Origin of the sequence: Rhizobium sp. SEMIA4064 (genome assembly GCF_003025035.1) — a bacterium.
Classification (GTDB): Bacteria; Pseudomonadota; Alphaproteobacteria; order Rhizobiales; family Rhizobiaceae; genus Rhizobium; species Rhizobium paranaense.
Map to the genome: position 1 here is coordinate 389,702 of NZ_PYJN01000016.1, position 26,016 is coordinate 415,717.

Here is a 26,016-nt window from a genome sequence, read left to right on the forward strand (position 1 = left end):
CCGGGGTCTCCGGCGCGGGCCATCGCAAGGCTTATTGGGTCCCTGAATCAGTCGCGATCGCCGAGCAGTTTCCAGACGATACCACCAAGCGCGCCACCAACGATCGGGGCCACCCAGAACAGCCAAAGCTGCTGCAGCGCCCAGCCGCCGACGAACAAAGCCTGGCCGGTGGAACGGGCCGGATTGACCGAGGTATTGGTGATCGGGATCGAGATCAGGTGGATCAGCGTCAGTGCGAGACCAATGGCGATCGGCGCGAACCCGGCCGGCACCCGGCTGCTGGTCGAACCGAGAATCACGATCAGGAAGAACAGGGTCAACACGCTTTCAGCAATGAGCGCCGATACCAGCGAATAGCCGCCCGGTGAATGCTCGCCATAACCATTGGCCGCAAAGCCGCCGAGCTGGAAATCAGCCTTGCCGCTTGCGATCAGGTAAAGAACGGCAGCAGCGACGATCGCGCCGACGACCTGAGCGATGATGTAAGGAATGAGTTGCGAGCCGGGGAAGCGACCGGCAACCGTGAGCCCGACCGAAACTGCCGGATTGAAATGGCCACCCGACACACCGCTAACCGCAAAGGCCATGGTGAGTACGGTCAACCCAAACGCGAAAGCAACACCTAGAAAGCCAATACCGAGGCTCGGGAAAGCTGCCGCAAAGATTGCACTTCCGCAGCCGCCAAATACTAGCCAAAACGTTCCCAAAAATTCCGCAATCAATTTTTTCTGCATAAATTTATCTCCACCGCTCTCAACCAGAGCGAAAGTAGGACATTTACGAGAAAGAGATTCTGGTCAAGACTTTGCCGGGTAAACATCTATCAGAACGGGAAACGTGCTGTCATTCCGTTCTCAAAGCGGCGATTGCAGCAAAGGATTGGCGTATAGGTGTCGGTTTCTTGCTTCTTAAACGCTTGCGCCGAACGAAAATTGCGCTAAGGACAGAGATTGTCTGTTAAGACAACTTTAACATCATCAAAATTGGTGGGACCATGACTGACGCGATATCTCCTTTATCGCCGACACCCTCGTCATCAAACAGCGTTGTTGCGAATTCCCCGGCACGCGTTCTGATCGCGAGCCTTATCGGTACAACGATCGAGTTTTTCGACTTTTACGTTTATGCGACGGCGGCTGTTATCGTCTTCCCGAAGCTGTTTTTCCCTGCCAGCGATCCGACCTCGGCAACGCTGCAGTCCTTTGCAACCTTCTCGATCGCCTTCTTCGCACGCCCGATCGGCGCAATGATCTTCGGTCACTTCGGAGACCGGGTCGGCCGCAAGGCAACGCTTGTTGCGGCTCTGATGACCATGGGTCTCTCGACGGTCGTGATCGGCATGTTGCCGACCTATGAGTCGATCGGCGTTCTCGCGCCGATACTGCTGGCGCTTTGCCGCCTCGGTCAGGGTCTTGGTCTCGGCGGCGAATGGGGTGGCGCGGTATTGCTGGCGACGGAAAACGCTCCAGAAGGCAAGCGAAGCTGGTATGCGATGTTCCCGCAACTCGGCGCTCCGATCGGCTTTATCTTCTCCGCCGGCCTTTTCCTGATTCTGCGCGAAAGCATGGCTGATGCGGACTTCCTAAACTATGGTTGGCGCGTTCCCTTCCTGATCAGCATCGTGCTCGTTGCCGTCGGCCTCTATGTCCGCCTGAAGATCACGGAAACCCCGGAATTCCAGCGCGCAATCGAGAAGGAGGAACGCGTTTCGGTTCCGATCGCGGTCATCTTCCGCTCGCATCTCCGCAGCCTGATTCTCGGCACCATTATCGCTGTTGCGACTTTCGTGCTGTTCTATCTGATGACGGCCTTCACCCTGAGCTGGGGCACCAGGCCTCCGGGTACCGGACCGCTGCCGGCAGGTCTCGGCTACTCGCAGGGCCAGTTCCTCGTCGTCCAGCTCGTCGGCGTCGTGTTCTTCGGCCTGATGATACCGGTCTCCGGCCTGTTGTCGGATCGTTATTCGCGCAAGCTGGTTCTGATACTGACGACGATCGGCATTTTCATTTTCGGCCTGTTCTATGCATCGCTGCTGACGGCCGGCCTTGCCGGTGCCTTCGCCTGCTCGATCATTGGTCTCGCCCTGATGGGCTTCACCTACGGCCCGATCGGTGCCGCGCTGGCAGCACCTTTCCCGACCACCGTGCGCTACACCGGCGCATCGATGACCTTCAATCTTGCTGGCATTGTCGGTGCGTCCCTGGCTCCCTACATCGCCACATCGCTCGCGACGACCTACGGCCTGGTTTATGTCGGCTACTATCTGGCGGGCGCAGCACTGCTCTCGCTGATCGGCATCTTGCTTTCGGGCAATGACGAAGTCTGAAGACTTCACGATAACCAATTGAAAAGGCCGGGCAAAAAACCGGCCTTTTTGTTGAATCATTTTATGAAGTTTGAGCCGATTGCAGCGTAAACCTACTCTGTGGTGACACCCTGGAAGGGGCGAACTTCCCGGCCGGGCATGAAGCAACCGAGGCGCTTGATTTCCCATTCCAGCTTGATGCCGGACTTCTCGAAAACCTCGCGGCGCACCTGCTCGCCAAGATATTCAAGATCGTAGCCGGTCGCCTGCCCCATATTGATCATGAAATTGCAATGCAGCGACGACATCTGGGCGCCGCCGATAACCAGGCCGCGGCAGCCGGCTTCATCGATCAGCTTCCAGGCGGAATGCCCTTCTGGGTTCTTGAATGTCGAACCACCGGTCTTTTCGCGAATGGGCTGCACAGTCTCGCGATGCGCCCGCACGGCATCCATCTCGGCCCGGATCTGAGCCTTATCCTCGGGATATCCCTCGAAAAGAACATGCGTGAAGATCAGGTCGTCCGATGCCGTCGAATGGCGATAGGTGTAGCCCATCTCGGCATTGGTCAGCACATGTTTCTTGCCCTTGCGGTCGACCGCATGCACCTCGACGACGCGATCACGCGTCTCGGAGCCGTTGGCGCCGGCATTCATACGCGCCGCGCCACCGATGCCGCCGGGAATGCCGTAGTAAAAATGAAAACCGCCGATACCGTTGTCCATAGCCATCGCGGCAACATGCTTATCCGGGCAAATGGCGCCTGCCATGATGCGATTCTCACCGGCAAGCTCGACCGAGCCGAAGCCCTTCGCCGACAGGCGCAGAACGACGCCGGGAATGCCGCCGTCGCGCACCAGGATGTTCGAACCGACGCCCACCACCGTCAACGGCACTTCGGCCGGCAGGACCTTCAGGAAAGCGATCAGATCGTCCGTATCATGCGGCTGGAACATCAGCTCCGCCAGCCCGCCGGCGCGAAACCATGTGACGCGATCCATCGGCGCGTCCGGCGTTAACCGGCCACGAATATCCTTTACGCTGTCGCCGAGCGACGCCAGAAGCTTTTCCCCATTCACCTGTTTCATGCGGACTTACCCGAGAGGCCTTCCAATTCCTTTGGCAATGAAGCTGCCCAATACGTGATGCTCCCAGCCCCCAAGAGAACCACAAAATCACCTGGCCGCGCAATCTCCGCGACCATTTGCGCAAGCTCCTCTTGCGACGGCAGATAGCGCGCATCGCGATGGCCGCCCGCCTTGATGCGCGACACCAGAGCCTGCGAATCCGCGCCTTCGATCGGGTCCTCACCGGCTGCATAGACCGGCGCCAGGAAAATGCTGTCGGCATCGTTGAAGCAGGCAGCGAATTCCTCAAACAGACTCGACAGACGCGTGTAACGATGTGGCTGGTGAACGGCGATGATGCGGCCCTGGCAGGCCTCGCGCGCCGCCCTAAGCACGGCCTTGATCTCCACCGGATGATGGCCGTAATCGTCGAAGACCTTCACGCCGTTCCATTCGCCCGTGAGCGTGAAGCGACGCTTGACGCCACCGAAGGAGGCGAGCCCCCTGGCGATCGCCTCATTGGAGATGCCAAGCCGGTTGGCGACGGCGATCGCCGCAGTCGCATTGGAAATATTGTGCCGGCCGGGCATCGGCATGACGAGATCCTTGATCTCGAAAACCTTCCCCGTTCGGCGCCTGCGAATTTGGATATCGAACAGCGAGCGCGTACCGTCGATGCGCACATTCATGAAGCGCACATCCGCCTGCGGATTTTCGCCGTAGGTGATGACCTTGCGGTCTTCGATGCGGCCGACCAGCGACTGCACTTCCGGATGATCGAGGCACATGACACCGAAACCGTAGAACGGCACATTCTCGACGAACTGCCGGAAGGCGGCACGTACCGCGTCGAAATTGCCGTAGTGATCCAGATGCTCCGGATCGATATTGGTAACGACGGCAACGTCGGCGGGCAGCTTCAGGAAGGTGCCATCCGATTCATCGGCCTCCACCACCATCCACTCGCCCTCGCCCATGCGGGCATTCGTGCCGTAGGCGTTGATGATGCCGCCGTTGATGACGGTCGGGTCAAGTCCGCCGGCTTCGAGCAGGGTTGCGACCAGCGAGGTGGTCGTCGTCTTGCCATGCGTGCCGCCAATAGCGATAGCATTGCGGAAGCGCATCAGCTCGGCCAGCATTTCGGCGCGACGCACAACCGGCAGCAGCTTTTCGCGGGCGGCGGCGAGTTCCGGATTGCTCTTCTTGATGGCGGTGGAAACCACTACGACTTCCGCGTCGCCGAGATTCTCTGCCTTGTGACCGATATGGACCGCGATGCCCTTTTCGCGCAGCCGCTGCACGTTGGCGCTCTCCGACTGGTCCGACCCCTGCACGCGATGGCCGAGATTGTGCAGCACTTCAGCGATGCCGCTCATCCCGATACCGCCGATACCGATAAAATGTACGAGGCCGATAGCCTTCGGCAGCTTCATACGCCCGCCCCCTTGAATTCCTGAATTGAACGTTTCGCGGCAATAGCCTCAACCATATCGGCGAGCAAGCTCGCGGCATCCGGTTTGCCGGCCTGTTTGGCCGCAGCCGCCATCTTCGCCAGTTTCTCCGGCATCGTCATCGCGCCGCGCAGGATCGTCGAGAGCTTTTCCGGCGTAAGTTCGGCTTGCGCGATGACCTTGACGCCACCCGTTGCCGCAAGGGCCGCCGCATTGGCAGCCTGGTCGTGGTCCAGGGCATAGGGATAGGGCACCAGGATCGCCGGGCGACCGATGACGGCGAGTTCCGATACAGTTGACGCGCCGGAGCGGCAGAGGACGAGATGAGCGGCACCTATGCGCTCGGCCATGTCGGTGAAGAACGGCGCGACATCGGCGCCCATCTCCAGCCTCCTGGCGCAGCTATTGACCGTCTCCATATCCTCGGGGCGCACCTGTTGCGTAATCCGCAGGCGCTTGCGCAGCGGCTCCTCCAACAGGCTGATCGCTGTCGGCACTGCCTTGGAGAAATATTGAGCACCCTGGCTGCCGCCGAAGACGACCAGATTGAAAGGATCATCCGGGCCAGATGGCACATAGGGCCGCTTGGCCGCTTCGATCACGGCCGGACGCACGGGGTTGCCGGTCGTCACCGTCTTCTCCGGAAACGCGCCACCCTTCTCCAGAAAACCACCGGCGATCGCCTGAACGCGGGCGGCAAGCGCCTTGTTCGCGCGTCCCATCACGGCGTTCTGCTCATGGAGCATCGCCGGCACGCCCATACGAGTGGCGGCAAGCAGCGGCGGCACGGTCGGATAACCACCGAAGCCAACGACGCAAAGCGGCTTGATATTGCGGATCAGCTTGCGAGCGGCGCGCATGCCCATCCACAGCGTCCAAAGCGACTTTGCGACCTTGATCGGATTCTTCGAACCGATCGTTGCCGACGGCACCACATGAATCTCATCCGCCGGAAACTTGCCGGCATAACGTTCCGCGCGGCTGTCGGTGACGAGGTGCACGGAATAACCGCGCTCCCTGAGCTTATAGGCCAGCGCTTCGGCCGGAAATACGTGGCCGCCGGTTCCGCCGGCGGCAAGCAGAATAATACCTTTACTCATGATCTTCGCTCCCGCGAACAGCCCCTGCGCGGGGCATCTCCCTAATATAGGAAGCCGCCATGCCCGCGTCACTGAAGCGCGTCAAGCTTCCTTCATAGACCCCCGTCTTCGCGAAAGCGAACGAAGAATAAGCGTAATCCGGGAGATGGGAACGAAGCGCAGATAGGTCCAAAACGATCACTCCGCCGGCAATCCATGCGTCACGCGAAAGAGGCTGCGGTCCTGCGCTCTCTTTTCCGGCCGATGACGCGTCAGGGCCAGAATAAAGCCCGCCGTCACACAGATGGCGGTCATCGACGAGCCGCCATAGGAGATCAGCGGCAGGGTCATGCCCTTGGCCGGCAGCAATTGCAGGTTCACGCCGACATTGATGATCGACTGAATACCGATCTGCAGCACCAGGCCGGCAACGGCAAAACGGTTGAAATCGTTCTTTTCCTTATAGGCATGCGACAGGCCGCGCAGCACCAGAAAGGCGAAGATGCAGACGAGCACCATGCAGAAGACGACACCAAATTCCTCGGCTGCCACCGAGAAGATGAAGTCGGTATGGGCGTCCGGAATGATGCGCTTGACGATGCCTTCACCCGGCCCCACACCGAACCAATTGCCGTGAATGATCGCTTCCTTGGCGGTATCGACCTGGAACGTGTCGCCTTCGCCGGTCAAGAACTTGTCGACGCGAAGTGCTACGTGGGGAAAGACGTAATAGGCCGTCACGAAGCCGCCGACGCCGAGGCCGCCGAGCACCCCGATCCACAGCCAGGGCATGCCGGCCATGAAGAACATGCCACCCCAGACGGCGGTGGTAAGGATCGTCTGCCCAAGGTCGGGCTGAGCAACGAGGAGTGCGGCGACGATGCCGAAGAGGATGATAGCGAAGAGATTGCCCGGAATTTCCGGCTGGCGCGCATGCTCGGCAAACAGCCAGGCGCAGACGACGACGAAGGCCGGCTTCATGAATTCCGACGGCTGGATGGAGAGCGCTGCGATGTTGACCCAACGCCGCGACCCCTTGACCTCGACACCGAAGAACAATGCGAACAGCATCATCGCCAGCGAAACGATCAGCAGGATGACCGCAGTGCGCCGCACCTGCCTCGGTGTCATAAAGGAAATGCCGATCATCGCTGCGATCGCCGGAACAAGGAAAAGGGCGTGGCGCTTGACGAAGTGGAAAGGCTCGAGCCCAATGCGTTCCGCCACTGCGGGCGAAGCCGCAAAAGAAAGCATGAAGCCAATGCCAATCAACAGGATGAAAAGAGAGAGAAATACACGGTCGATGGTCCAGAACCATTCGGCCAAGGCCCCACGCTCAACGCGGCTTACCATATCAATCGCCTCCTGTTGCTGAACTGACCAACATGGTGACGCCTTCGACCGCAGCCACGTGGCTGACGAAGGCATCACCCCTGACCTCGAAATTCTTGTACTGATCGAAGCTTGCGCAAGCCGGTGACAACATCACCGCCGCCGTCTCATGTTCGCCCTTGTCGGCATCGGCTGCCGCATGTGCGACCGCGCGCTCCAAAGTGCCCGATATTTCGTAGGGCACCTGCTCGCCGAGCGTCGCTGCGAAGGCGGGTGCCGCTTCGCCGATGAGATAGGCCTTCGCGATGCGCGGGAAGAGCGGCGCCAGCGTCGTGATACCGCCCTCTTTCGGCAAGCCGCCGGCGATCCAATAGATATGATCGTAGCTCGAAAGCGCCGGTGCGGCGGCATCCGCATTGGTGGCCTTTGAATCGTTGACGAACACGACACGGCCGCGCCGGCCGACCGGCTGCATGCGATGCTTGAGGCCGGGAAAGGATTTGAGCCCGGCGCGAATATCGTCAGCGGAAATGCCGACGGCCAGACATGCGGCAATCGCGGCCGCTGCGTTTTGTGCATTGTGGCCGCCGCGCAGCGTCTGGATGCCGTCGAGATCGGCGATCTCCGAGGTCGCGCCGGTCGATGCCTGGATGATGCGGCTGCCTTCGGCATAAAGCCCGTCAGCCAGCACATGCCGGCGCGAGATGCGGGTAACCTTGCCACCCGCCCGTTCGACGCGATCGGCAATCAGCGAAGAATAGCTGTCGTCGACGCCGATGACGGCAACGCCGCTGCCGGCCACCAGCCGTTCCTTGATATCGGCATAATGCTGCATCGTACCGTGCCGATCGAGATGATCGGGCGTCAGATTGAGCAGAATGCCGGCGGAAGGATTGAGGGTCGGGGCAAGATCGATCTGGTAGGAAGAGCATTCGACGACGTAGTAGCGCTCCGCCTTCGGCGGCTCCAGCGTCAGGATGGCTGTTCCAATATTGCCGCCAAGCTGCGTATCGCGACCGCTCGATTGCAGGATATGGGCAATCAATGCCGTCGTCGTCGATTTGCCGTTGGTGCCGGTGATGGCAATGAAAGGGCAATCCGGTGCATGTGCCCGCCGCTCTCGGACGAAGAGCTCGACGTCGCCGATGACTTCGACGCCGGCTGCGTGAGCGAGATCGACGGTCCAATGCGGCCTCGGATGCGTCAGTGGTACGCCGGGCGACAGCACGAATGCCGAGAGCCCATTCCAATCGATCGTTCTGAGATCGGCGACCGGGATACCTTCGGCCGCAGCCTTCACCACGCTATCGGGATTGTCGTCCCAGGCGGTCACCTCGGCACCACCGGCGACAAGCGCCCGCGCGGTGGCAAAACCCGAGCCGCCGAGGCCGAACAATGCGACCTTCTTCCCCTTGAGCGTGGTGACAGGGATCATCGCCGCCTCACCGGAGCTTGAGAGTGGAGAGGCCGATCATCGCCAGGATGACCGCAACGATCCAGAAACGGACCACGACTTGGCTCTCCGTCCAGCCCTTCTTCTCGAAGTGATGGTGAATCGGCGCCATCAGAAAGACGCGGCGGCCGGTCATCTTGAAGAAGCCGACCTGGATGATGACCGAAAGCGCCTCCAGCACGAACAGGCCGCCGATGATCGCCATGACGATCTCATGCTTGGTGGCAACTGCCACCGAACCGATCATGCCGCCAAGTGCCAGAGAGCCGGTGTCACCCATGAAAATAGCCGCCGGAGGTGCATTGAACCAGAGGAAGCCGAGACCGGCACCGATGACAGCACCGAGCACCACAGCCAATTCACCGGTGCCGGGCACGAAGTTGATCGCCAGGTAATCGGCGAAGACAAAGTTGCCGGCGAGATAGGCGATGACGCCGAAAGAGGCGGCCGCAATCATGACCGGCACGATGGCAAGCCCATCAAGACCGTCGGTCAGGTTTACGGCATTACCCGCGGCGACGATAACGAAAGCGCCGAAGAGGACGAAAAACATGCCGAGATTGAGCATGAAACTCTTGAAGAAAGGGAACGCGATCGATGAACCGAAGGTCGACCCGGCGGTACCCGAGGAGAGCGCCGTGCTCATCATGAAGTAGACGGCAATGGCGGCGATGACGAATTCGATACCGAGGCGCGCGCGACCGGAAAAGCCTTTGTCGCTCTGCTTGGTGACCTTGAGATAGTCATCATAGAAGCCGATGGCGCCGAAGCCCAATGTAACCAGCAGCGTCGCGACCACGTAGACATTGGCAAGATCGGCCCACAGCATTGACGACACAACGATGCCGGCCAAAATCATCAGGCCGCCCATGGTCGGCGTGCCTGCCTTCTTGAAATGGGTCTGCGGACCATCGGCACGAATCGGCTGCCCCTTGCCCTGACGTACACGCAGGGAGGAGATGATTCGCGGCCCGAAGAGGAAGACGATCAACGCCGAAGTGAACAAAGCGCCGCCGGTGCGGAACGTGATGTATCTGAACAGATTGAGAAATCTGAAATGAGTACTGAAAAAATGAACGTGGTCCGACAGTTCGGCAAGCCAGATCAGCATAAGAGCCCTTTCTAAAGCCCCTGATGGGAGTGGGGCTCCGTGTCGGAAAATGCTGGAAACTTGTCAAGCAAAGCTGCCACGATCTTCCCGAATCCTATCCCCAACGACGATTTCACCATCAAAACGTCGCCAGGGGCGACCGAGTTGAGCACGAATTCCGAGAGCTCCTCCGTATTCTCACGGTATTCGACATGGACACTTTCCGGCAGCGCATCCCTCAACGCCGCCATCTCCGGACCTGCCAGCCAGACATGCTCGATGCCGGCGGCCAGTAGCGGACCAGCAAGATTGGCATGCACTCTCTGGGCATAATCCCCCATTTCCAACATGTCACCGAGAATGGCGACCCGCCTGCCCGCTCTCGCGCCGACATTGGCATCCGGCGAAGATGTCGCCAGCAGCGCAATGGCCGCGCGCATCGATGCGGGGTTGGCGTTGTAACTTTCGTCGATCAGCGTGAAGTAGCCATTAGCGATCGCGCGCTTGTGGCGCTGCCCCCTGCCCTTTTCCGCCTGCAGGGTCGCCAGCGCATCGACCGCCTTGTCGAGATCGGCCTCGACCAGCATCACCGCACCGAGGACCGCCAGCGCGTTTTCCGCGATATGCCGCCCGGGCGCACCAATCGCCACTTCCATCGTCTCGCCGCCGATCGTCAGCCAGAGCGTCGAATTCTCTTCCGACGCATTGAATTCCGCGAGCCGTACATCCGCCTTGGCATGCTGGCCGAAACTATGCACATGCTCGACGCCGGCGGCCAGTGCGGCGCGCTCCAGCAAATCGAACTGATCGTTGTCGCGGTTGAGGATGACATGACCGCCCGGCACGACGCCGTCGAAAATCTCCGCCTTGGCAGCGGCGATCTCGGTGATGTTCTTGAAATTGCCGAGATGCGCGGGCGCAATCGTGGTGATGATCGCCACATGCGGCTGCACCATCTTGGTCAGCGGACGGATCTCCTCCGGATGGTTCATGCCAATCTCGAAAACGCCGAAATCCGTATCCTGAGGCATGCGCGCCAAACTCAGCGGCACGCCCCAATGATTGTTGAACGAGGCGACGGAAGCATGCACCGTACCGGACGGCGAAAGCGTCCGGCGCAGCATCTCTTTTGTGGTGGTTTTGCCAACCGAACCTGTGACGGCGATGATGCGCGCCTGCGTGCGCTCGCGGGCGGCAACGCCGAGCCTGGCGAGCCCGGCCAAAACGTCATCGACGACGATCTTCGGCACGGTCAGCCGGCCCATAGCCGGCAGCCGCGCCTCGCTGATCACGATCAGCGCCGCACCGTTCGCCATCGCCAGGTTGGCATAATCATGGCCGTCGACGCGATCGCCCTTGATGGCGAAGAAAGCTTCGCCCGGCTTGATCGAACGGCTGTCGATAGAAATCCCCGTAACGCCCTCAGGCAGCGCTCCGAAGGAGCGGCCCGCAATGGCGGCGATCATGTCTTCAGTTGTCCATAGCCAGCTCAAGACTTTACCTCCTCCAGTGCTTTGCGCAGTTCAGCATGGTCGGAGAAGGGCAGCGTGACGCTGCCGATCGTCTGACCTTCCTCATGCCCCTTGCCCGCGACGATCAGCGTATCGCCGGATTTCAGCATGCCGACCGCCTCACAGATCGCCTTGGCACGATCGCCGATCTCGGTGGCGCAGGGTGCTGCGGCCATGATCTCGGCGCGGATCGCCGCCGGTTCTTCGGAGCGCGGATTGTCGTCGGTGACGACAACAACATCGGCCAGGCGGCAGGCGATTTCGCCCATGATCGGCCGCTTGCCGCGATCGCGGTCGCCGCCGCAACCGAAGACGACGATGACGCGGCCAGTGGTGAACGGCCGCACCGAATTCAGCACATTTTCCAAGGCATCCGGCTTATGCGCATAGTCCACATAGGCAAGTGCGCCGTCGTGGGTATGACCGACAAGCTCCAATCGCCCGGAAGCGCCAGCGAGCTTCTCTAACGCCGCCATGGCAACCGGCGCGGCAACGCCGGTAGAAATGGCAAGCCCTGCGGAAACGAGCGCATTGGCGACCTGAAAGTCGCCGGCGAGCGGAATATGGATTTCGAAAATATCGTCATCCACATGCACTTCCGCGATCTGCTTGTGACGGAAATGCTCGACACGCTTCAGCGCGAGGAAATCGCCCTTGCGGCCTACGGTGCGTATGTCATGACCGGCGTCGCGCGCAGCCGCGATCGCCTGTTCCGACCAAGGATCGTCGGCAAAGATCACCGCCGGCGAGCCTTTCGGCAGCAGGTCCCTGAACAGCCGCATCTTGGCGGCCATGTAATCCTCGACCGTCGGATGATAGTCCATATGGTCGCGGCCAAGATTGGTGAAGGCAGCAGCGGCAAGCCTGACACCATCGAGGCGGAATTGATCGAGGCCATGGCTGGAGGCTTCCATTGCCGCATGGGTGACGCCCTCGTCCGCAAGCTCGGCAAGCAACTGGTGCAGCGACACCGGATCGGGCGTCGTCAGCGAACCGTAGTCGTTGCGCGTCGGCGACATGACGCCGGTCGTTCCGATCATCGCCGCCGGATGGCCGGCATGCGCCCAAATCTGACGGGTAAAGGAAGCGACCGAGGTTTTGCCGGCGGTGCCGGTGACGGCGACCATCGTCTGAGGCTGCTTGCCATAAAAGCGCGAAGCAGCGACGGCGAGGAAACGGCGCGGCGCCGTTACGGTCAGCAGCGGCACGCCGGTTGCGACAGCGCCTTGGCCTGCGACAACGACAGACGCACCACGCGAAACGGCATCGGCAATGAAACTTGCGCCGTCAGCCTTGGTGCCGGCAACAGCTACGAAAGCCATACCGGGCGCAACCTTACGGCTATCAGCGGAAAGGCCTGTTATCTTAAGATCGCCAAGTGCCCCGCCGATTTGTTCGTTGAGTTCCGGAAACGCATTTCCGGCAATATCCCGCAAGTTCATCGAATATACTTTTCGTTCTTGATCAGTCCGCCCCTCGCGAATCGACCCGTGTATTCTTTCACGCTTAATAAGACACCAGCAAGGCGGAGTTACCGTTTCCGAAACTGGGTTGTATTCCAAGGATCGGCGCTGCCCGCGCGATGATATCGCGAGCGATCGGCGCCGCGGTGTATGCGGAGATCGTACCGCCATGTTCACCGGTCTTCGGCTCGTCGCAGAAGGTCATGATGACATATTGCGGATTGTCGATCGGGAAGGCAGCCAGGAAGGTGTTGAAGTTCAGCGTGTGCGAATAGTGACCATTGACGACCTTGTCGGCCGTGCCGGTTTTACTGCCGACGTCGTAGCCGGGGACGCGAGCGGCACGGCCCGATCCCTTGGAGCCGTTGAAATCGAGCAGGAAGCGGATATCGTCGCTGGTGCTCTTCTTGACGACAATCTTGGCGATCGCATCGGCCTGCTCGCGGGTGCGCGGCAGGAAGGTCGGCTCGATCAGCTTGCCGCCATTGACGAGAGCCGCGCCGGCGACTGCCGTCTGTAGCGGCGTGGTGGAGACACCGTGGCCGAAGGAGATGGTGATCGAATTGATCTTCTTCCACACACGCGGCTGCGTCGGCATCTTCACTTCCGGCAGCTCGGTGTTCAACTTGCTGAGCAGCCCCATCCGCGTCAGGAATTCCTTGTGCGCGTCGATACCGACTATGTCGGCGATCTTCGCCGTGCCGATGTTGGACGAATATTGGAAGATTTCCGGAACGGTCAGCACGCGATGCTGGCCGTGGAAGTCGTGAATGGTGAAGCCGCCGATGCGGATCGGATTGGTGGCGTCGAAGGCGTCGCGCAGCGTCACCTTGCCAGCATCGAGCGCCATCGCCATCGTGAAAGTCTTGAAGGTTGATCCCATTTCGAACGTGCCGTTCGTCATGCGGTTGAGCCAGCCTTCCGCAGCGCCTTCGTTCGGATAGTTCGGATCGAAGTCGGGTGCCGACGCCATGGCCAGCACTTCGCCGGTACGGGCGTCGAGCACAGCGGCACCTGCACCCTTTGCCTGGAAATTATTGACGGCATTGACGACCGCGTCATGAACGATGTCCTGCACGCGCAGATCGATCGACAGCTTCACCGGCTGCAGCGGCTGGTCCGTGGTCATGCCGGCAGCCGCGAGATCGGCGAGCCCCTGGTCGTCGATGTATTTCTCCATGCCGGTGACGCCGCGGTTGTCGATGTTGACGTAGCCGAGAATATGGGCGGCGGTCGAGCCGCCGGGATAGAAGCGGCGCTTTTCCGGACGGAAACCGATGCCGGGAATGCCGAGCGCCAGGATCTGGCTCTGCTGTTTCGGCGTCAACTGGCGGCGAAGCCAGGCGAAATGCGAGGTTTTGACGGCAAGCTTCTTATAAGTGCCCTTGGTGTCGAGATCGGGCAGCACAGTGCGCAATTGCTCGACCGCTTCATCGGGATCGATGATCTTGTTCGGCTCGGCGAACAGCGACACGGTGCGGATATCGGTTGCCAGCAGGGCGCCGTTGCGGTCGACGATATCGGGGCGCGATGCCATCAGCCGGTCCGGCGGCAGGATGCTCGACGTCGTATCCGGGGGCGTCATGGCGAACTGGGCAAGACGGCCACCGATGATGCAGTAGACGACGGTAAAGCTCGCGACCAACAGAACAACGCGGCTCTTGGCTTGATTGGACTTGCGCTTGCGGGCACCCTCGAAAGTCGAGCCGCCGAAACCGTCGTTCGGGCGGTTATTGCCGTCGGTGGAGAAATGCGCCTTGCTTTTCAAGACCATGATGCGCGAAAGAAAAGACATCACTCGTCCACCGATCCCGTTGCGATATTGTCGACTTCTTGTTTTTTGTGCTTCACCAGCGACGGCGCCTTGGCGACCGGACGCGGCGCAGGAGCGGCGGCGACATCGGCAATCGCCTTTCGGATTTGCGCGTCCGTCGTGTCGCCGCTCTTAGATGCCACGCTGGCGCTAGACTTCCCGCCGCCAGTCTTTGCGTTACCGGGCTTGGTGACATCCTTGGCATCGGCGACGGTTTCCGGAACCTGCGAGCGGAGCATCGGCAATTCGCTCGGCTGCACGATCGCAGTAGATAGCGTCGGCTGCAGCTTGAGTTCATTGCTGTAGTTGTTGACCAATCGCTCCAAGCGGTTTGGCTGCACCACCAGCGCCCAGTCCGCCTTCAGAAGTTCGATCGTGTCCGTTTCCAGCTTGATTTCCGATTCGAGGCGACGAACCTCCTCGAGCTTCAGCTCGGCCCGATGCTTGATCGTGTAGGTGACGGTGGCCATCGCTGTCATGACGCCAATCAGAATGATGTCAAAAGTCTTCAGCATATCAACCTCCGAGCTTTCCGAGACTGGCGAGATTGGGCAGATCGAAGATCGAGAGATCGGCAGCCTCGGCCGGCACTGCGGTACGAAGACCCGCACGCAGCTTGGCCGAACGCGCCCGCGGATTGGCTTCCGCCTCCGCATCGCCAGCGGAAATCATCGACTTACCAATCGGATCGAAGGTCGCCAGCCGCTCATGAACCATCGGCATATGGCGGGAACCGGCGGCGCGGCCGGAGCGATCGGCGAAGAACTTCTTGACGATCCGGTCTTCCAGCGAATGAAAGGTAACGACAACCAGGCGCCCGCCCGGCTTCAGCGCCCGCTCGGCAGCAAACAGCGCCTGCGCCAACTCGCCGAGCTCGTCGTTGACAAAGATGCGCAGCGCCTGGAAAACACGGGTCGCCGGATGGATCTTGTCCTTGGCCTTCCGCGGCGTGACGATTTCGATCAGTCCGGCGAGATCGCGGGTCGTGACGAATGGCGTTTCCGCCCGGCGCTTTTCGATCGCATGCGCAATGCGCGGCGCCTGCTTCTCCTCACCGAGGAAGGCGAAGATGCGAATGAGATCGGCCAGCTTGGCGCGATTGACGACATCGGCCGCAGACACGCCGCTTGCCGACATGCGCATGTCGAGCGGACCGTTCTTGTTGAACGAGAAGCCACGCTCGGCCTCATCGAGCTGCATGGACGAGACGCCAATATCGAGCACGACACCATCGAGCCCACCTTGCGGCGCGTGATCGGCAAGCTGCGAAAACTGCGAATGAATAAGAGAAAGATGACCCGTATGAGCGGCAACCATCGCTTGCCCTGCCGCGATCGCCGTCGGATCGCGGTCGAGCGCAATCACATCCGCGCCAGCAGCCAGAATAGCCGAAGTATAGCCGCCCGCACCGAACGTGCCATCCAGAATGAGTTTGCCGGGGGCCGGCGCCAATGCTTCGAGCACCTCCGCAAGAAGAACCGGAATGTGACGAACCGGTCCGCCACCGGCATCAGTCGAGCCTCCGCCAGGATTCGCCGCCATTCCGTTTCCCCGTTCTATTCCGAGCGCCGGCCCGCCAGCTTGCGCTCCTCTCGTGCCCGCGCCTGCAAGGCTTGAAAAGCCTCCGGCTGCCACAATTGAAAATGATCCGCTCGCCCGACGAAGGTCACCTCGTTGGCGATACCGGTGAAGCCGCGGATGAAATCCGTGACCATCAGCCGCCCTTCCGCATCGAGCTTCATGAAGACCCCGCCCCCGTGAATCAGGAGCGACATCTGGTTCGCCGCCGGCGAAAAAGGATCGTCCGCCGCAATCTGCCGCTCGAACCGATCGAGCAGATCGAGACCGCCGACGCTGATCGCCGGAAACACAAAATCCTGGAAACAATAAAGCTCCTGGATATTGCGCTCCGCGAGCACGGAACGAAACGCCGCCGGCACGGATACCCGGCCCTTGGCATCGATCCTGTTGGTCGCATTCGATAGGAAGCGGTTCATGACGCGAAACACCCGTTTCCCATGACATACGGGCGATCATTCGCCCGCAGACATAGCCAAAATCGGACACAGCTTCGCAAGCCGAAAGAGAGAATACTCTTCCGACACCCCTAGAAAAGGAGAGATCATGGCTTTGCGATGAACGGGCTCTGATTTGCCCTTGTGCAGTGTGCTTTTGGGATACCATGGGACCATATGGGCGTCAATGGGATGAGGCCACCGAGACGTGGCCACAGCCTGAATATTCATATCCCGTTAAGTTTAACGAAAGGTTATGATCACCGTGAACCGAGGCGCCAAAGCGGATTGTTTTCGCAGACGAAAACGCCTCTATCCGGCACGCTTGGAAGGCTGGAAACCAAGGCTTTTGACCGCCCGATAAATTGTTTCCACAGGGCCGAAAGAGGAGCACTGGGATTAGCGAGGGATAATTTGCCAGTTGGCCTGTAAGCCGGGTTCTGTATGGCTCCGGCCGAGGCCGGAACGTGGCAGCCATTCATCTGGGACGACGCTTGCGCGCCGCCTCGTGCAACCCACCCGGATGACAGGCCCGGAAACGGGCTGGACCGCTTTCGCGATCCGCGTCATCCCTATTCGGTTTTGCTCCCGGTGGGGTTTACCGTGCCGCCGCTGTTGCCAGAGGCGCGGTGGGCTCTTACCCCACCCTTTCACCCTTACCCGATCCGAAGACCCGGCGGTTTGCTTTCTGTGGCACTTTCCCTGAGGTTACCCCCGCCGGACGTTATCCGGCACCGTGTTTCCGTGGAGCCCGGACTTTCCTCACCCCACCGCCTTTCGGCATTGGTGAGGCGCGGCTGCCCGGCCAACTGGCAGGGCTCCATTAGCCGAGAGCGTCGGCAATTGCCATCGAAATATGCGGCTTTATTCCCGTTCGGGCCTAAGCACGGAAATGTGCAGAGAAATCCGTGCGGTAGCCGTCGTCCTTGATTCGGCCTTCGAGCAGCAGCTCAGCGCCGAGCCTGCCGATCTCGTCCGAACTCTTCGCCGCCGTGCCGCAGCCGCCAGTCAGCACCGCTACGCGCGGCGACGACGTGTAGCCGATCATGGGATATTTGGTCGGCGAGTAGGAAACAGCACAGGAATTGGTGAAGGCCGACGATCCTGTGACGCCCGGAACCAGTTCGTGGAAGACCCGAGTCAGATGATCGCGTGCCTTGTCGCGGCCGGCGGTTTGAAACCACCGACGCAGATCCGGCTCGCTTTCGAATTGGAGATCGTCCGGATCGCCGCCGATCTTGATGTAATATTTTCCGTCCGGATAGCGGATCGGCGGCAGCAGATAGATGCTGTCGGTATGATCAGGCCTCGAGGATATCAGCGACGGCATGGATGAAAGCACCTCGGCTTCCGCCTCGCCCACCTCGAAGAAAGTCACCGTGCGACCATAAACCTTCATCTCAACCGGCTGCGGCAAGAGACTCTCGGCAATGGAGAAACCGCCTGCGGCGAGCAGGACTTTCTCCGCCCGGAACGTCTCGCCTTCCGCCGTCTTGACGACCGCCAGACCACCCTCGTCTCGGATCGAGACAACCGTCTGTTTGATGATCCGAGCCCCGGCTTTCTCCGCCAGCAACGACTGCGCCTTCACCAGCCGCCGCGGGCTAATATGTCCGGCCCCATGCGGCTCGTAAACGCCCTCGCTGCCTTCGGCGAAAGAGAAGAAGGGAAATTTCGCCTTCAACCCAGCATCGTCCAGAAGCTCGGTCCGCACACCGAGCCGAGCTGCCGCATCGGCGACATCGCCGACATAGGCATCAGCGCCACCCCGTTTCGGCCCGACCACCAAGCAACCGACTGGAGCATAGAACTGAATGCCGCTGTCGCGCTCGATCTCGGCATAGCGGGCGATCGAGCGGTTGGCGAGCCGTGCCCAGTCAGCATCGGGATCGATGGTGCGGGTGATCCGGCCTTCGTCGTAATGACTGCCGAAAACGCCCTGATGCTTCGCACGATCCCCCGGCTCGTCCGGGCCAATGACGGCTATGCCGTCCACCTGTTTGGCGAGATGACGGGCGGCAGCCGCCCCCATCATTCCCCGACCGACGACGATGAACCGGAAATCCGCTGCCATGTTATGTCCCTCGCAAATGATCGCAAACTCGATAACATGGAAAGCGGCTCCGCCCTACCCGCAATCCTTATGAAGGCGGCGATTAATCAAGCAGGGCCAGCACCTTACCGCAATATTGCTGCGATACCGGATTCATGCGCGTCGCCGCATGACCGGCATTGTATTTGAGGATGGTGTTGCAGGTCGGCCCACCGCCAAGCTGCTGCGCCATGGCGAGGTACTTCATGCCGAACTTGATGTTCGTCTCGGGATCGTAAAGGCCCTTGGCACTGCCGGAATAGCCCATCAACTTCGCTGTCGTGGGCTTGATCTGCATCAGGCCGATCTCGCCGGCGCTACCGCGCCGTTTTGGATTGAAATTGCTTTCGATCTGAACGACCGCAGTCGCCAACTCGACCGGCACGCCGTTCTGCTTGGCATATTTTGCAATCAAGGCCGAATAGGGATTTTGTGTCGTGGAAGAATTTTCCGCATCATGCAATGCGGTAGGGACACCCGGCAGCGGATAGCCGGTCGTACGTGTGATGGTATGTAGAGGAATGGTCTGAGTTTTCCCGCCATGCGGGTCGGCAAAGGCGCAATCATATCCTGTCAGCAACACGCTCGCGCATGTTGCCGCCGCAACAATCAGATTTTTCATGTAGTCTTTTGTCTCCGGGCGCGGGATCGCGGACAGCACTAAGCCATCAGTCCGGCGGGAGGCAAAAAGAGCCGCCGGAGTGCACGGTCCCCGTTTAGTCTTTACGGCCGCGCGACACACAAACTAATTTGCGCGACCGCCGTTCAGCGAGCGTGGTTAGACCAGCGCAATGCGGAGATAATAGGGAAATGATGTGGCGTTGCAGCACGTTACGCATTTTGCGCGTAACGGTGTCTCGGCGGCCGCAAAATGAAGGTCCGCCTCCCCTTAGGAAAAGCGAGGCAGTGCGGAGAGCAAACGATGCAGCGTGTCGATGGTCGAAAAATCGGCGATTCCGTCCACCCGCTCCTGACGGAAATGACGCTGGAAAGCCTCGACGTCTCCCTCCAGTTTCGTGGAGAATTCACCTGTAATTTCCGTTCCATAACCGTAGAGCGACAGCATGGATTGCAAAGCCTCGATCGGCTGACCGACATCGCCCCTTTGAAAGAACCGCCCGCCGGTGATCGGTGCCGGTTCGACCCAGTGTCCGACGCCCGCAGCGGCCAGTCGTGCCCATGGGAATTTCTCGCCTGGATCGACCTTGCGAACAGGGGCGACATCGGAGTGTGCAAGCACACGCTCAGGTGAAACTGCCCAGCGTTGGCCGCAATCACGACACAGTTCGATGACCGCCTCGATCTGTGCATCGGGAAAATCCGGCAATCCGCCGGGATGGCCGGCATTGGCGATTTCGATGCCGATCGACTGCGAGTTGATGTCTGCCTCGTTGTGCCAGACGCTCTTGCCGGCATGCCAGGCACGACGTTCTTCCGGCACGAGCTGCATCACGCGCCCGTCCTCAAAGACGAAGTAATGGCTCGACACCTGGCTCTCGTCGCGACAGAGCCAATCAAGCGCGCCTTCGGCCGTGCCCATGCCAGTATAGTGCAGAAGGATCATGTCCGGCTTGCGCCCATCCCGCCGCTCGCCATGGTTCGGCGACGGCTGCACGATGGCGCCGGAAAAATCTGCCGCGAAGGAACTCATGCGGCGCGGCGTTCTTTCTCGATTTCGGCGTAGGCCGCGTTGAGCGCTGCCATGCGCTCATTGGCGATAAGATGGAATTCCTCCGGCACGCCGCGCGAAACGAGACGGTCGGGGTGATTCTCATAGACCAGGCCATGATAGCGCCGGCGGATGGTCGTGAAATCATCCTGAGGCGAGACGCCGAGCACCTTGTAAGGATCACGGCCGGCGCTGACATGCCGAGCCATGATCTGCTCGAACCGCTGCTCGCTCATATGGAATATCTGCGCAATGTGCTGCAGGAAGGCCATTTCCTTCTCGTGGATCAGGCCGTCTGCCTTGGCGATATGGAAGAGACCGTCAAGCACGTCTTCCAGCACCGGGCAATTCTTTGAACAAGTGACACAGAGCGACGACAGCTTCTCCGCATAGGCCTCGTAGCCGGCAACGTCCTGGCGTGCCAGATTATAAAGACGTGCAACGTTCTTTGCCTGATCCGGCGGAAATTCGAAGATCTCGCGGAAGGCATTGACCTCGTTCTCTGTCACGATGCCATCGGCCTTCGCCATCTTGGCGGAAAGCGCGATGATGGCGACGGAAAAGGCCACCTTGCGACGGGTCTCCGGATCGCCTTCGAAAAGCGTCCGGATGGCTTCGACCACCGCCGACAGGGCATTGCCAGCGGTGCCACCAACAGCATTCAGCAATTTTTCCCAAAACGACATGACGGTCTCAACTACCCCTTCTGAATAGGAAACACGTTGATCAAATAATGGTTGCGATTGCAAGGAGTCCATTGGTCGCACAGCCGAAAACACTTTTCACATTTTGGTAATGATGGCGTGTTTGAAACCGCCATTTGCGATGCCGCACAATCACGCCGCTCGCTGCCCGGATGAAAAGACAAGCGCGCATTTCTTAAATTCTTTACTTTACAGCCATGCCCGCCTGTCGCATCCATTCCGACGGCAATCACCGAAATGAAGCAGCCCTGCTGCAAGGAGGATCCCCATGGCCAAACAGAAAGTCGCAATGCTCACCGCCGGCGGATTGGCGCCCTGTCTCTCTTCTGCTGTCGGCGGCCTGATCCAGCGCTACAGCGACGTGGCGCCCGATCTCGACATTATAGCCTATCGTTCCGGCTATCAGGGCGTTCTATTGGCCGACCGCATCGAGGTGACCCCCAACATGCGTGAGCGCGCGCACCTATTGCACCGCTACGGCGGCTCACCGATCGGCAACAGCCGCGTCAAACTCACCAACGCCGCCGACTGCGTCAAGCGCGGCCTCGTCAAGGAAGGTGAAAATCCGCTGCGCGTCGCCGCCGAGCGCCTCGCCTCGGACGGCGTCACCATTCTCCACACGATCGGCGGCGACGACACCAACACGACAGCGGCCGATCTTGCCGCCTATCTCGGCGCCAACGGCTACAACCTGACCGTGGTCGGCCTGCCGAAGACCGTCGACAATGACGTCGTGCCGATCCGCCAGTCTCTCGGCGCCTGGACGGCCGCCGAAGTCGGCGCACATTTCTTCGACAATGTCAGTAACGAACAGACCGCCGCTCCGCGCACCCTCGTCATCCATGAAGTCATGGGCAGAAGCTGCGGCTGGCTGACGGCTGCGACGGCCCGCGCCTATATTCAGAAGACCAGTGCCAATGAATATGTCGACGGCTTCATGATGAATGCCGCCATGAAGAGCATCGACGGCCTCTATCTGCCGGAAATGGCGTTCGACATTGAAGCGGAAGCTGACCGCCTGAAGGCCATCATGGACAAGACCGGCCAGGTGACGCTGTTCGTTTCGGAAGGTGCTGCTCTCGAGGCCATCGTCGCCGAGCGCGAAGCTGCCGGCGAAACCATCAAGCGCGATGCCTTCGGTCATGTGAAGATCGACACTATCAATGTCGGCAACTGGTTCCAGAAGCAATTCGCGACCCTCCTCGGCGCTGAACGCTCGCTGGTGCAGAAGTCGGGCTACTTTGCCCGTTCGGCCGCCGCCAACGGCGATGACCTGCGCCTCATCCAAGGCATGGTCGATCTCGCGGTCGAAAGCGCCTTGAATAAGGTCTCCGGTGTCACCGGTCACGACGAAGGCCAGGGCGGCAAGCTGCGCACCATCGAATTCCCGCGCATCAAGGGCGGCAAGCCCTTCGATATGTCGTTGCCGTGGTTCGCCGAGGTCATGGATCACATCGGGCAAAAATACACGCAATCCTAATTGACGGATTGCAAATCCAATGTCTTTGCTGGCGGCGAATAGGAATAGAGGAGGATTCCATGTCCATCGAAACCTGGCTCGCTTTCGCCGCCGCATCCTGCATCATGCTGGCAATCCCCGGTCCGACCATTCTCCTTGTGATCTCATATGCACTTGGACATGGTCGTAAGACGGCGCTGGCGACGGTAACCGGCGTAACGCTTGGCGATTTCACGGCGATGACTGCCTCGCTCGCCGGTCTCGGCGCTCTTCTCGCCGCCTCGGCGACTCTATTCACGATTCTGAAGCTGATCGGCGCAGCCTACCTGATGTTTCTGGGAATCAAACTCTGGCGCGCTCCGATCGTGACCGGTCCGATGGGCGATAATGACAATCTTCCCGAGGAAAAACCGCTGAAGATTTTGCTGCACGCTTACGTTGTTACCGCCTTGAACCCGAAAAGCATCGTCTTCTTCATTGCCTTTGTGCCGCAGTTTCTCGACCTGTCGAAGCCCTTCCTTCAGCAAACCCTTATTCTGGAGGCGACTTTCCTCACTCTGGCGGCGCTGAACTCACTGCTCTACGTTTTCATTGCCGACATGGCGCGCGGCTTTATCCGCAAGGCAAGCGTGCAACGCGCTGTCAACCGGACGGGCGGAACCCTGTTGATAGCCGCCGGCGCCGTGACCGCCGGGTATCGCCGAATGGCCGCTTGATGCTGTCCAGGGTTGCGGGGCGATCACGGATAGGTTAATGGGGGATTCATAAATTTATCAACCCTGTGGCTGATTTGCGCCGCAGGGCGGTTTGGTTTTTTCGAAAGTGACAGAATGGTAGCGATCGGATTTCCCAGCCTAAAGCGCAGCGTTGCCTTTTCGGCAATGATGTGCGGCGTCCTTGCAGGGTGCGCAAGCACTCAGCAACAAACGTCCCAGGCAGAACTCCCGTCGGCACAAACCAACGTGCCGCATCCGAATACAAACCCGGCTACGGTCGGTGTTGCGTCGTCCGCAGGCGGCGTAGCTGTGGCTTCCACCACACCGGCAACAGGCCAGCAGGCTCAGCCGCAGCAGCAGGCAGTACTGATGAAATCGGACCGGGTTGTCGCCGGTTCGGTCGATCAGAATCAGATCCAGGCAGCCCAGAACCGTATGGGCGCTCCGGTGGCGACTGCGCCGAACGCGGCGAACCAGGGTACGGTCGCCATTGCGGCCGTGACCGGTGCGCCCGCGCCGAACACAACTGCGGCCGCCGCCTACGCAGCCTCCGACGAACCCGTGGTCCCCGCTGTCGTCGCCATCCCGATCCCGAACCCGGCCCGTCCGGGCGATACCGCGCTACTGCCGGTGTCAGGCTCCGTGGCCCAGGGTCAAGCGATCATTCCGATGACATCGGACGTGGCGGCCATTCAGTCCGTCGTTCCGACACCTCGTCCCGGCGAAGACGCGCCGATCATGGCGCCGGCCGAAGTCGCTTATGCTGCGCCCATGCCGATCGCCGGTATGACTTATGCGGACAACCGCATGCATTACGATTTCAACTTCGATTCCAGCGGCCCGACGGTCGTTTCGGCGGTGCTGACGCCTCAGAATTACGATTCCGATGTGCCGGCAGCCGAGAAGAGCTACGTTTCGAAGCTCATCGAGAAATATGCCAAGCTTTACCAAATTCCGGAATCTCTGATCCATCGCGTCGTTCATCGCGAAAGCCGTTACAATCCGAAGGCCTATAACCGGGCCGGTTATTTCGGGCTGATGCAGATCAGATATAACACGGCCAAGTCGATGGGTTACGACGGCCCGCCGACAGGCCTGCTCGATGCCGAGACCAACATCAAATATGCCGCAAAATATCTGCGCGGCGCCTGGATGGTGGCTGACAACAAGGCCGAGAACAAAGAAGTCAACGCCGTTCAGCTCTATGCGCGCGGCTATTATTATGATGCCAAGCGCAAGGGCCTGTCGGACGTCGCCCAAGGCAATTACTGATTATCCCAGATCAGTCCGCTAGCGCCGGTTGGGCCATCTCCTGACCGGTGCTGGTTATGTCCAGAATCTTCTTCAGCAGAATTTGCGGCTTGTAGTCCAGCCAACCTGGCGTCAGCCCCATGCGCACCAGCACGACATTGGCTGAGGGCACGATGGCAACGCTCTGGCCGTCGTGTCCAAGCATCCAGAATGTATCCGCCGGCAGGCCGAACTGCGCATTCGAGCCACCCGGACCGGCAAGCCAGGCTTGAACCTGCGTATAGATGCCTTCCGATGACTTCGTCGGGGTGCGCATTGCGCCGACAAAACCTTCCGGCAGCAGGCGCTGGCCCTTCCAGACACCATCCTGTAGCAGGAATTGCCCGAAGCGCGCCCAGTCGCGCGCCGTCGCATAAAGATAAGAGCTGCCGACAAAAGTGCCACGCTCATCGGCTTCCAATACGGCGCTGGACATGCCGAGCGGCCCGAACAGCGCTTCACGCGGATAGGAGATCGCGGTGGTCTCATTCGGAAGCTTGTTCATCCAAAGCCTTGAGAGCAGCGTCGCCGTGCCGCTGGAATAGTTGAATCTTTCGCCGACTGGAGCCTCTTGAGGTGCGTTGGCGGCAACCCTCGTCGAGTCAGGCTCGAGGTAGAGCATGCGCGTCACGTCGGAGACGGCACCATATCCTTCGTTGAAGGCCAGGCCGCTCTCCATGCCGAGGAGATCGCTGAGCTTGATGTTCTTGCGCGCATCATTGCTCCATTGCGGGAAAAGGTTCTGATCGTCGAAGGACATGCGGCCTGAAAGCATCAGACGGCCGATGATGGCCGCATTGACCGTTTTGGTCATCGACCAGCCGACCAATGGCGTGCCCTTGTCGAACCCGTCGCCATAGGCCTCCGCAACGATACGACCGTTCTTGACGACGACGATGGCGCGCATGGCGGGACCGGCAAAATCCTGATTGGCAAGGAGCTTCGAAAGCGCGAGCCCGGCTTCATCCTGGCCCTGCGCGACCTTATCGCCATCAGGCCAAAGAGAATCGTTTTTGGGCGCCCTCACCTTATTGAGGAATACCGCGCTGCGCGCCGCCGGCAGATCACCGTCCGGCACGGTCGTACAACCGAGCGCGCCACGGTAGAGCGCATAGTTTGGCGCAAACATGCCCAGGAAGCGGGCGGTGACCACGCCTTCCTCACGATTGACCGAAACCTGGACAAGCTTCAGCGCCGGATTACCGGGCGCCTGCACGTCATCCGTCATTATGCGTTCTGGATCGCGCTTGGCGATAAAGGTATTCGAGCAGACGATCTTGGCCGCGTAACCGTCGCCGACTCTAAGCAATTCCGGCGGCCAGACCCAAAGCCAAGCGGCACTGCCCGCGACAATGATCAGCAGCAAAAGAACAAGAGCCCCGATCACGCTCGATATCAAACGCATGTCACACACCCTCCGAAGGTTTGCGGAGACAATCAGGAAATGCAGCAATATGAAAGACCTATCGTCATCATAGCTTTGCAAATATCAGCGTGACGGTTCTAT

General features: G+C 60.1%; 22 protein-coding genes and 1 other RNA gene. 4 read left to right on the plus strand and 19 right to left on the minus strand.

Going from position 1 to position 26,016, the window contains the following annotated elements:
• Positions 1–47 precede the first annotated feature (47 nt).
• Positions 48–734, minus strand: coding sequence for an aquaporin Z (aqpZ, locus tag C9E91_RS11890; protein WP_107108464.1), 687 nt, complete (start codon positions 732–734; stop codon positions 48–50).
• A 260-nt stretch (positions 735–994) separates the two neighbouring features.
• Between aqpZ and C9E91_RS11895 the strand changes: the two genes are divergently transcribed.
• Complete coding sequence (locus C9E91_RS11895) at positions 995–2,326, plus strand: MFS transporter (protein ID WP_107108465.1); 1,332 nt, start codon at positions 995–997, stop codon at positions 2,324–2,326.
• A 92-nt stretch (positions 2,327–2,418) separates the two neighbouring features.
• Here C9E91_RS11895 and murB read toward each other — a convergent pair whose 3' ends face one another.
• The 17 genes from murB to C9E91_RS11980 form a co-directional block, all read right to left on the minus strand.
• Positions 2,419–3,393: a UDP-N-acetylmuramate dehydrogenase gene (gene murB, locus C9E91_RS11900; protein ID WP_107108466.1), complete on the minus strand. Its 975-nt coding sequence runs from the start codon at positions 3,391–3,393 to the stop codon at positions 2,419–2,421.
• Positions 3,390–4,805, minus strand: a complete 1,416-nt coding sequence (murC, locus tag C9E91_RS11905) for a UDP-N-acetylmuramate--L-alanine ligase (RefSeq protein WP_107108467.1) — start codon at positions 4,803–4,805, stop codon at positions 3,390–3,392. Before murC ends, murB begins: the two co-directional genes overlap by 4 nt.
• Complete coding sequence (gene murG, locus C9E91_RS11910; RefSeq protein ID WP_107108468.1) at positions 4,802–5,923, minus strand: undecaprenyldiphospho-muramoylpentapeptide beta-N-acetylglucosaminyltransferase; 1,122 nt, start codon at positions 5,921–5,923, stop codon at positions 4,802–4,804. The genes murC and murG overlap by 4 nt, the downstream gene beginning before the upstream one ends.
• 177 nt (positions 5,924–6,100) lie before the next feature.
• On the minus strand, positions 6,101–7,255 hold the full coding sequence (gene ftsW / locus C9E91_RS11915) for a putative lipid II flippase FtsW (protein ID WP_107108469.1): 1,155 nt from the start codon (positions 7,253–7,255) through the stop codon (positions 6,101–6,103).
• Position 7,256: 1 nt separating this feature from the next.
• The gene (gene murD / locus C9E91_RS11920) at positions 7,257–8,669 is read right to left on the minus strand and encodes a UDP-N-acetylmuramoyl-L-alanine--D-glutamate ligase (protein WP_107108470.1); all 1,413 of its coding nucleotides are present in this window, start codon (positions 8,667–8,669) and stop codon (positions 7,257–7,259) included.
• A gap of 7 nt (positions 8,670–8,676) precedes the next feature.
• The gene (gene mraY / locus C9E91_RS11925; RefSeq protein ID WP_107108471.1) at positions 8,677–9,798 is read right to left on the minus strand and encodes a phospho-N-acetylmuramoyl-pentapeptide-transferase; all 1,122 of its coding nucleotides are present in this window, start codon (positions 9,796–9,798) and stop codon (positions 8,677–8,679) included.
• An 11-nt stretch (positions 9,799–9,809) separates the two neighbouring features.
• Entirely contained in the window at positions 9,810–11,270 is a 1,461-nt protein-coding gene (locus C9E91_RS11930) for a UDP-N-acetylmuramoylalanyl-D-glutamyl-2,6-diaminopimelate--D-alanyl-D-alanine ligase (RefSeq protein WP_107108472.1), read from the minus strand.
• On the minus strand, positions 11,267–12,730 hold the full coding sequence (locus C9E91_RS11935) for a UDP-N-acetylmuramoyl-L-alanyl-D-glutamate--2,6-diaminopimelate ligase (protein ID WP_107108473.1): 1,464 nt from the start codon (positions 12,728–12,730) through the stop codon (positions 11,267–11,269). The genes C9E91_RS11930 and C9E91_RS11935 overlap by 4 nt, the downstream gene beginning before the upstream one ends.
• 64 nt (positions 12,731–12,794) lie before the next feature.
• A complete protein-coding gene (locus C9E91_RS11940; protein ID WP_107108474.1) occupies positions 12,795–14,546 on the minus strand; it encodes a peptidoglycan D,D-transpeptidase FtsI family protein in 1,752 nt (583 codons plus the stop codon).
• On the minus strand, positions 14,546–15,079 hold the full coding sequence (gene ftsL / locus C9E91_RS11945; protein WP_107108475.1) for a cell division protein FtsL: 534 nt from the start codon (positions 15,077–15,079) through the stop codon (positions 14,546–14,548). The genes C9E91_RS11940 and ftsL overlap by 1 nt, the downstream gene beginning before the upstream one ends.
• 1 nt (position 15,080) lies before the next feature.
• Positions 15,081–16,106: a 16S rRNA (cytosine(1402)-N(4))-methyltransferase RsmH gene (rsmH, locus tag C9E91_RS11950; RefSeq protein WP_107108476.1), complete on the minus strand. Its 1,026-nt coding sequence runs from the start codon at positions 16,104–16,106 to the stop codon at positions 15,081–15,083.
• Positions 16,107–16,120: 14 nt separating this feature from the next.
• Positions 16,121–16,561 (minus strand): division/cell wall cluster transcriptional repressor MraZ, encoded by a 441-nt coding sequence (gene mraZ, locus C9E91_RS11955; protein WP_107108477.1) that lies wholly within the window; start codon positions 16,559–16,561, stop codon positions 16,121–16,123.
• A 431-nt stretch (positions 16,562–16,992) separates the two neighbouring features.
• An RNA gene (rnpB, locus tag C9E91_RS11960) (RNase P RNA component class A) lies at positions 16,993–17,392 on the minus strand.
• 67 nt (positions 17,393–17,459) lie between these two features.
• Positions 17,460–18,653, minus strand: a complete 1,194-nt coding sequence (locus C9E91_RS11965; RefSeq protein ID WP_107108478.1) for an NAD(P)/FAD-dependent oxidoreductase — start codon at positions 18,651–18,653, stop codon at positions 17,460–17,462.
• Between the two features lie 82 nt (positions 18,654–18,735).
• A complete protein-coding gene (locus tag C9E91_RS11970; RefSeq protein WP_107108479.1) occupies positions 18,736–19,293 on the minus strand; it encodes a lytic transglycosylase domain-containing protein in 558 nt (185 codons plus the stop codon).
• 267 nt (positions 19,294–19,560) lie between these two features.
• Positions 19,561–20,322: an N-acetylmuramoyl-L-alanine amidase gene (locus tag C9E91_RS11975; protein ID WP_107108480.1), complete on the minus strand. Its 762-nt coding sequence runs from the start codon at positions 20,320–20,322 to the stop codon at positions 19,561–19,563.
• Entirely contained in the window at positions 20,319–21,026 is a 708-nt protein-coding gene (locus C9E91_RS11980; protein ID WP_107108481.1) for a J domain-containing protein, read from the minus strand. The genes C9E91_RS11975 and C9E91_RS11980 overlap by 4 nt, the downstream gene beginning before the upstream one ends.
• A gap of 286 nt (positions 21,027–21,312) precedes the next feature.
• Between C9E91_RS11980 and C9E91_RS11985 the strand changes: the two genes are divergently transcribed.
• The 3 genes from C9E91_RS11985 (at position 21,313) to C9E91_RS11995 (ending at position 24,491) form a co-directional block, all read left to right on the plus strand.
• Positions 21,313–22,524: a pyrophosphate--fructose-6-phosphate 1-phosphotransferase gene (locus C9E91_RS11985; RefSeq protein WP_107108482.1), complete on the plus strand. Its 1,212-nt coding sequence runs from the start codon at positions 21,313–21,315 to the stop codon at positions 22,522–22,524.
• Between the two features lie 59 nt (positions 22,525–22,583).
• Positions 22,584–23,219, plus strand: a complete 636-nt coding sequence (locus C9E91_RS11990; RefSeq protein WP_107108483.1) for a LysE family translocator — start codon at positions 22,584–22,586, stop codon at positions 23,217–23,219.
• A gap of 309 nt (positions 23,220–23,528) precedes the next feature.
• Positions 23,529–24,491, plus strand: coding sequence for a transglycosylase SLT domain-containing protein (locus C9E91_RS11995; protein ID WP_414124058.1), 963 nt, complete (start codon positions 23,529–23,531; stop codon positions 24,489–24,491).
• A 10-nt stretch (positions 24,492–24,501) separates the two neighbouring features.
• Here C9E91_RS11995 and C9E91_RS12000 read toward each other — a convergent pair whose 3' ends face one another.
• On the minus strand, positions 24,502–25,914 hold the full coding sequence (locus tag C9E91_RS12000) for a serine hydrolase domain-containing protein (RefSeq protein ID WP_107108485.1): 1,413 nt from the start codon (positions 25,912–25,914) through the stop codon (positions 24,502–24,504).
• Positions 25,915–26,016: the final 102 nt, after the last annotated feature.

Bases quoted from the DNA above. Each gene is read 5' to 3' on its own strand.
- aqpZ (WP_107108464.1), bottom strand. From the start codon at position 734: ATGCAGAAAAAATTGATTGCGGAATTTTTGGGAACGTTTTGGCTAGTA.
- C9E91_RS11895 (WP_107108465.1), top strand. From the start codon at position 995: ATGACTGACGCGATATCTCCTTTATCGCCGACACCCTCGTCATCAAAC.
- murB (WP_107108466.1), bottom strand. From the start codon at position 3,393: ATGAAACAGGTGAATGGGGAAAAGCTTCTGGCGTCGCTCGGCGACAGC.
- murC (WP_107108467.1), bottom strand. From the start codon at position 4,805: ATGAAGCTGCCGAAGGCTATCGGCCTCGTACATTTTATCGGTATCGGC.
- murG (WP_107108468.1), bottom strand. From the start codon at position 5,923: ATGAGTAAAGGTATTATTCTGCTTGCCGCCGGCGGAACCGGCGGCCAC.
- ftsW (WP_107108469.1), bottom strand. From the start codon at position 7,255: ATGGTAAGCCGCGTTGAGCGTGGGGCCTTGGCCGAATGGTTCTGGACC.
- murD (WP_107108470.1), bottom strand. From the start codon at position 8,669: ATGATCCCTGTCACCACGCTCAAGGGGAAGAAGGTCGCATTGTTCGGC.
- mraY (WP_107108471.1), bottom strand. From the start codon at position 9,798: ATGCTGATCTGGCTTGCCGAACTGTCGGACCACGTTCATTTTTTCAGT.
- C9E91_RS11935 (WP_107108473.1), bottom strand. From the start codon at position 12,730: ATGAACTTGCGGGATATTGCCGGAAATGCGTTTCCGGAACTCAACGAA.
- C9E91_RS11940 (WP_107108474.1), bottom strand. From the start codon at position 14,546: ATGTCTTTTCTTTCGCGCATCATGGTCTTGAAAAGCAAGGCGCATTTC.
- ftsL (WP_107108475.1), bottom strand. From the start codon at position 15,079: ATGCTGAAGACTTTTGACATCATTCTGATTGGCGTCATGACAGCGATG.
- rsmH (WP_107108476.1), bottom strand. From the start codon at position 16,106: ATGGCGGCGAATCCTGGCGGAGGCTCGACTGATGCCGGTGGCGGACCG.
- mraZ (WP_107108477.1), bottom strand. From the start codon at position 16,561: ATGAACCGCTTCCTATCGAATGCGACCAACAGGATCGATGCCAAGGGC.
- C9E91_RS11965 (WP_107108478.1), bottom strand. From the start codon at position 18,653: ATGGCAGCGGATTTCCGGTTCATCGTCGTCGGTCGGGGAATGATGGGG.
- C9E91_RS11970 (WP_107108479.1), bottom strand. From the start codon at position 19,293: ATGAAAAATCTGATTGTTGCGGCGGCAACATGCGCGAGCGTGTTGCTG.
- C9E91_RS11975 (WP_107108480.1), bottom strand. From the start codon at position 20,322: ATGAGTTCCTTCGCGGCAGATTTTTCCGGCGCCATCGTGCAGCCGTCG.
- C9E91_RS11980 (WP_107108481.1), bottom strand. From the start codon at position 21,026: ATGTCGTTTTGGGAAAAATTGCTGAATGCTGTTGGTGGCACCGCTGGC.
- C9E91_RS11985 (WP_107108482.1), top strand. From the start codon at position 21,313: ATGGCCAAACAGAAAGTCGCAATGCTCACCGCCGGCGGATTGGCGCCC.
- C9E91_RS11990 (WP_107108483.1), top strand. From the start codon at position 22,584: ATGTCCATCGAAACCTGGCTCGCTTTCGCCGCCGCATCCTGCATCATG.
- C9E91_RS12000 (WP_107108485.1), bottom strand. From the start codon at position 25,914: ATGCGTTTGATATCGAGCGTGATCGGGGCTCTTGTTCTTTTGCTGCTG.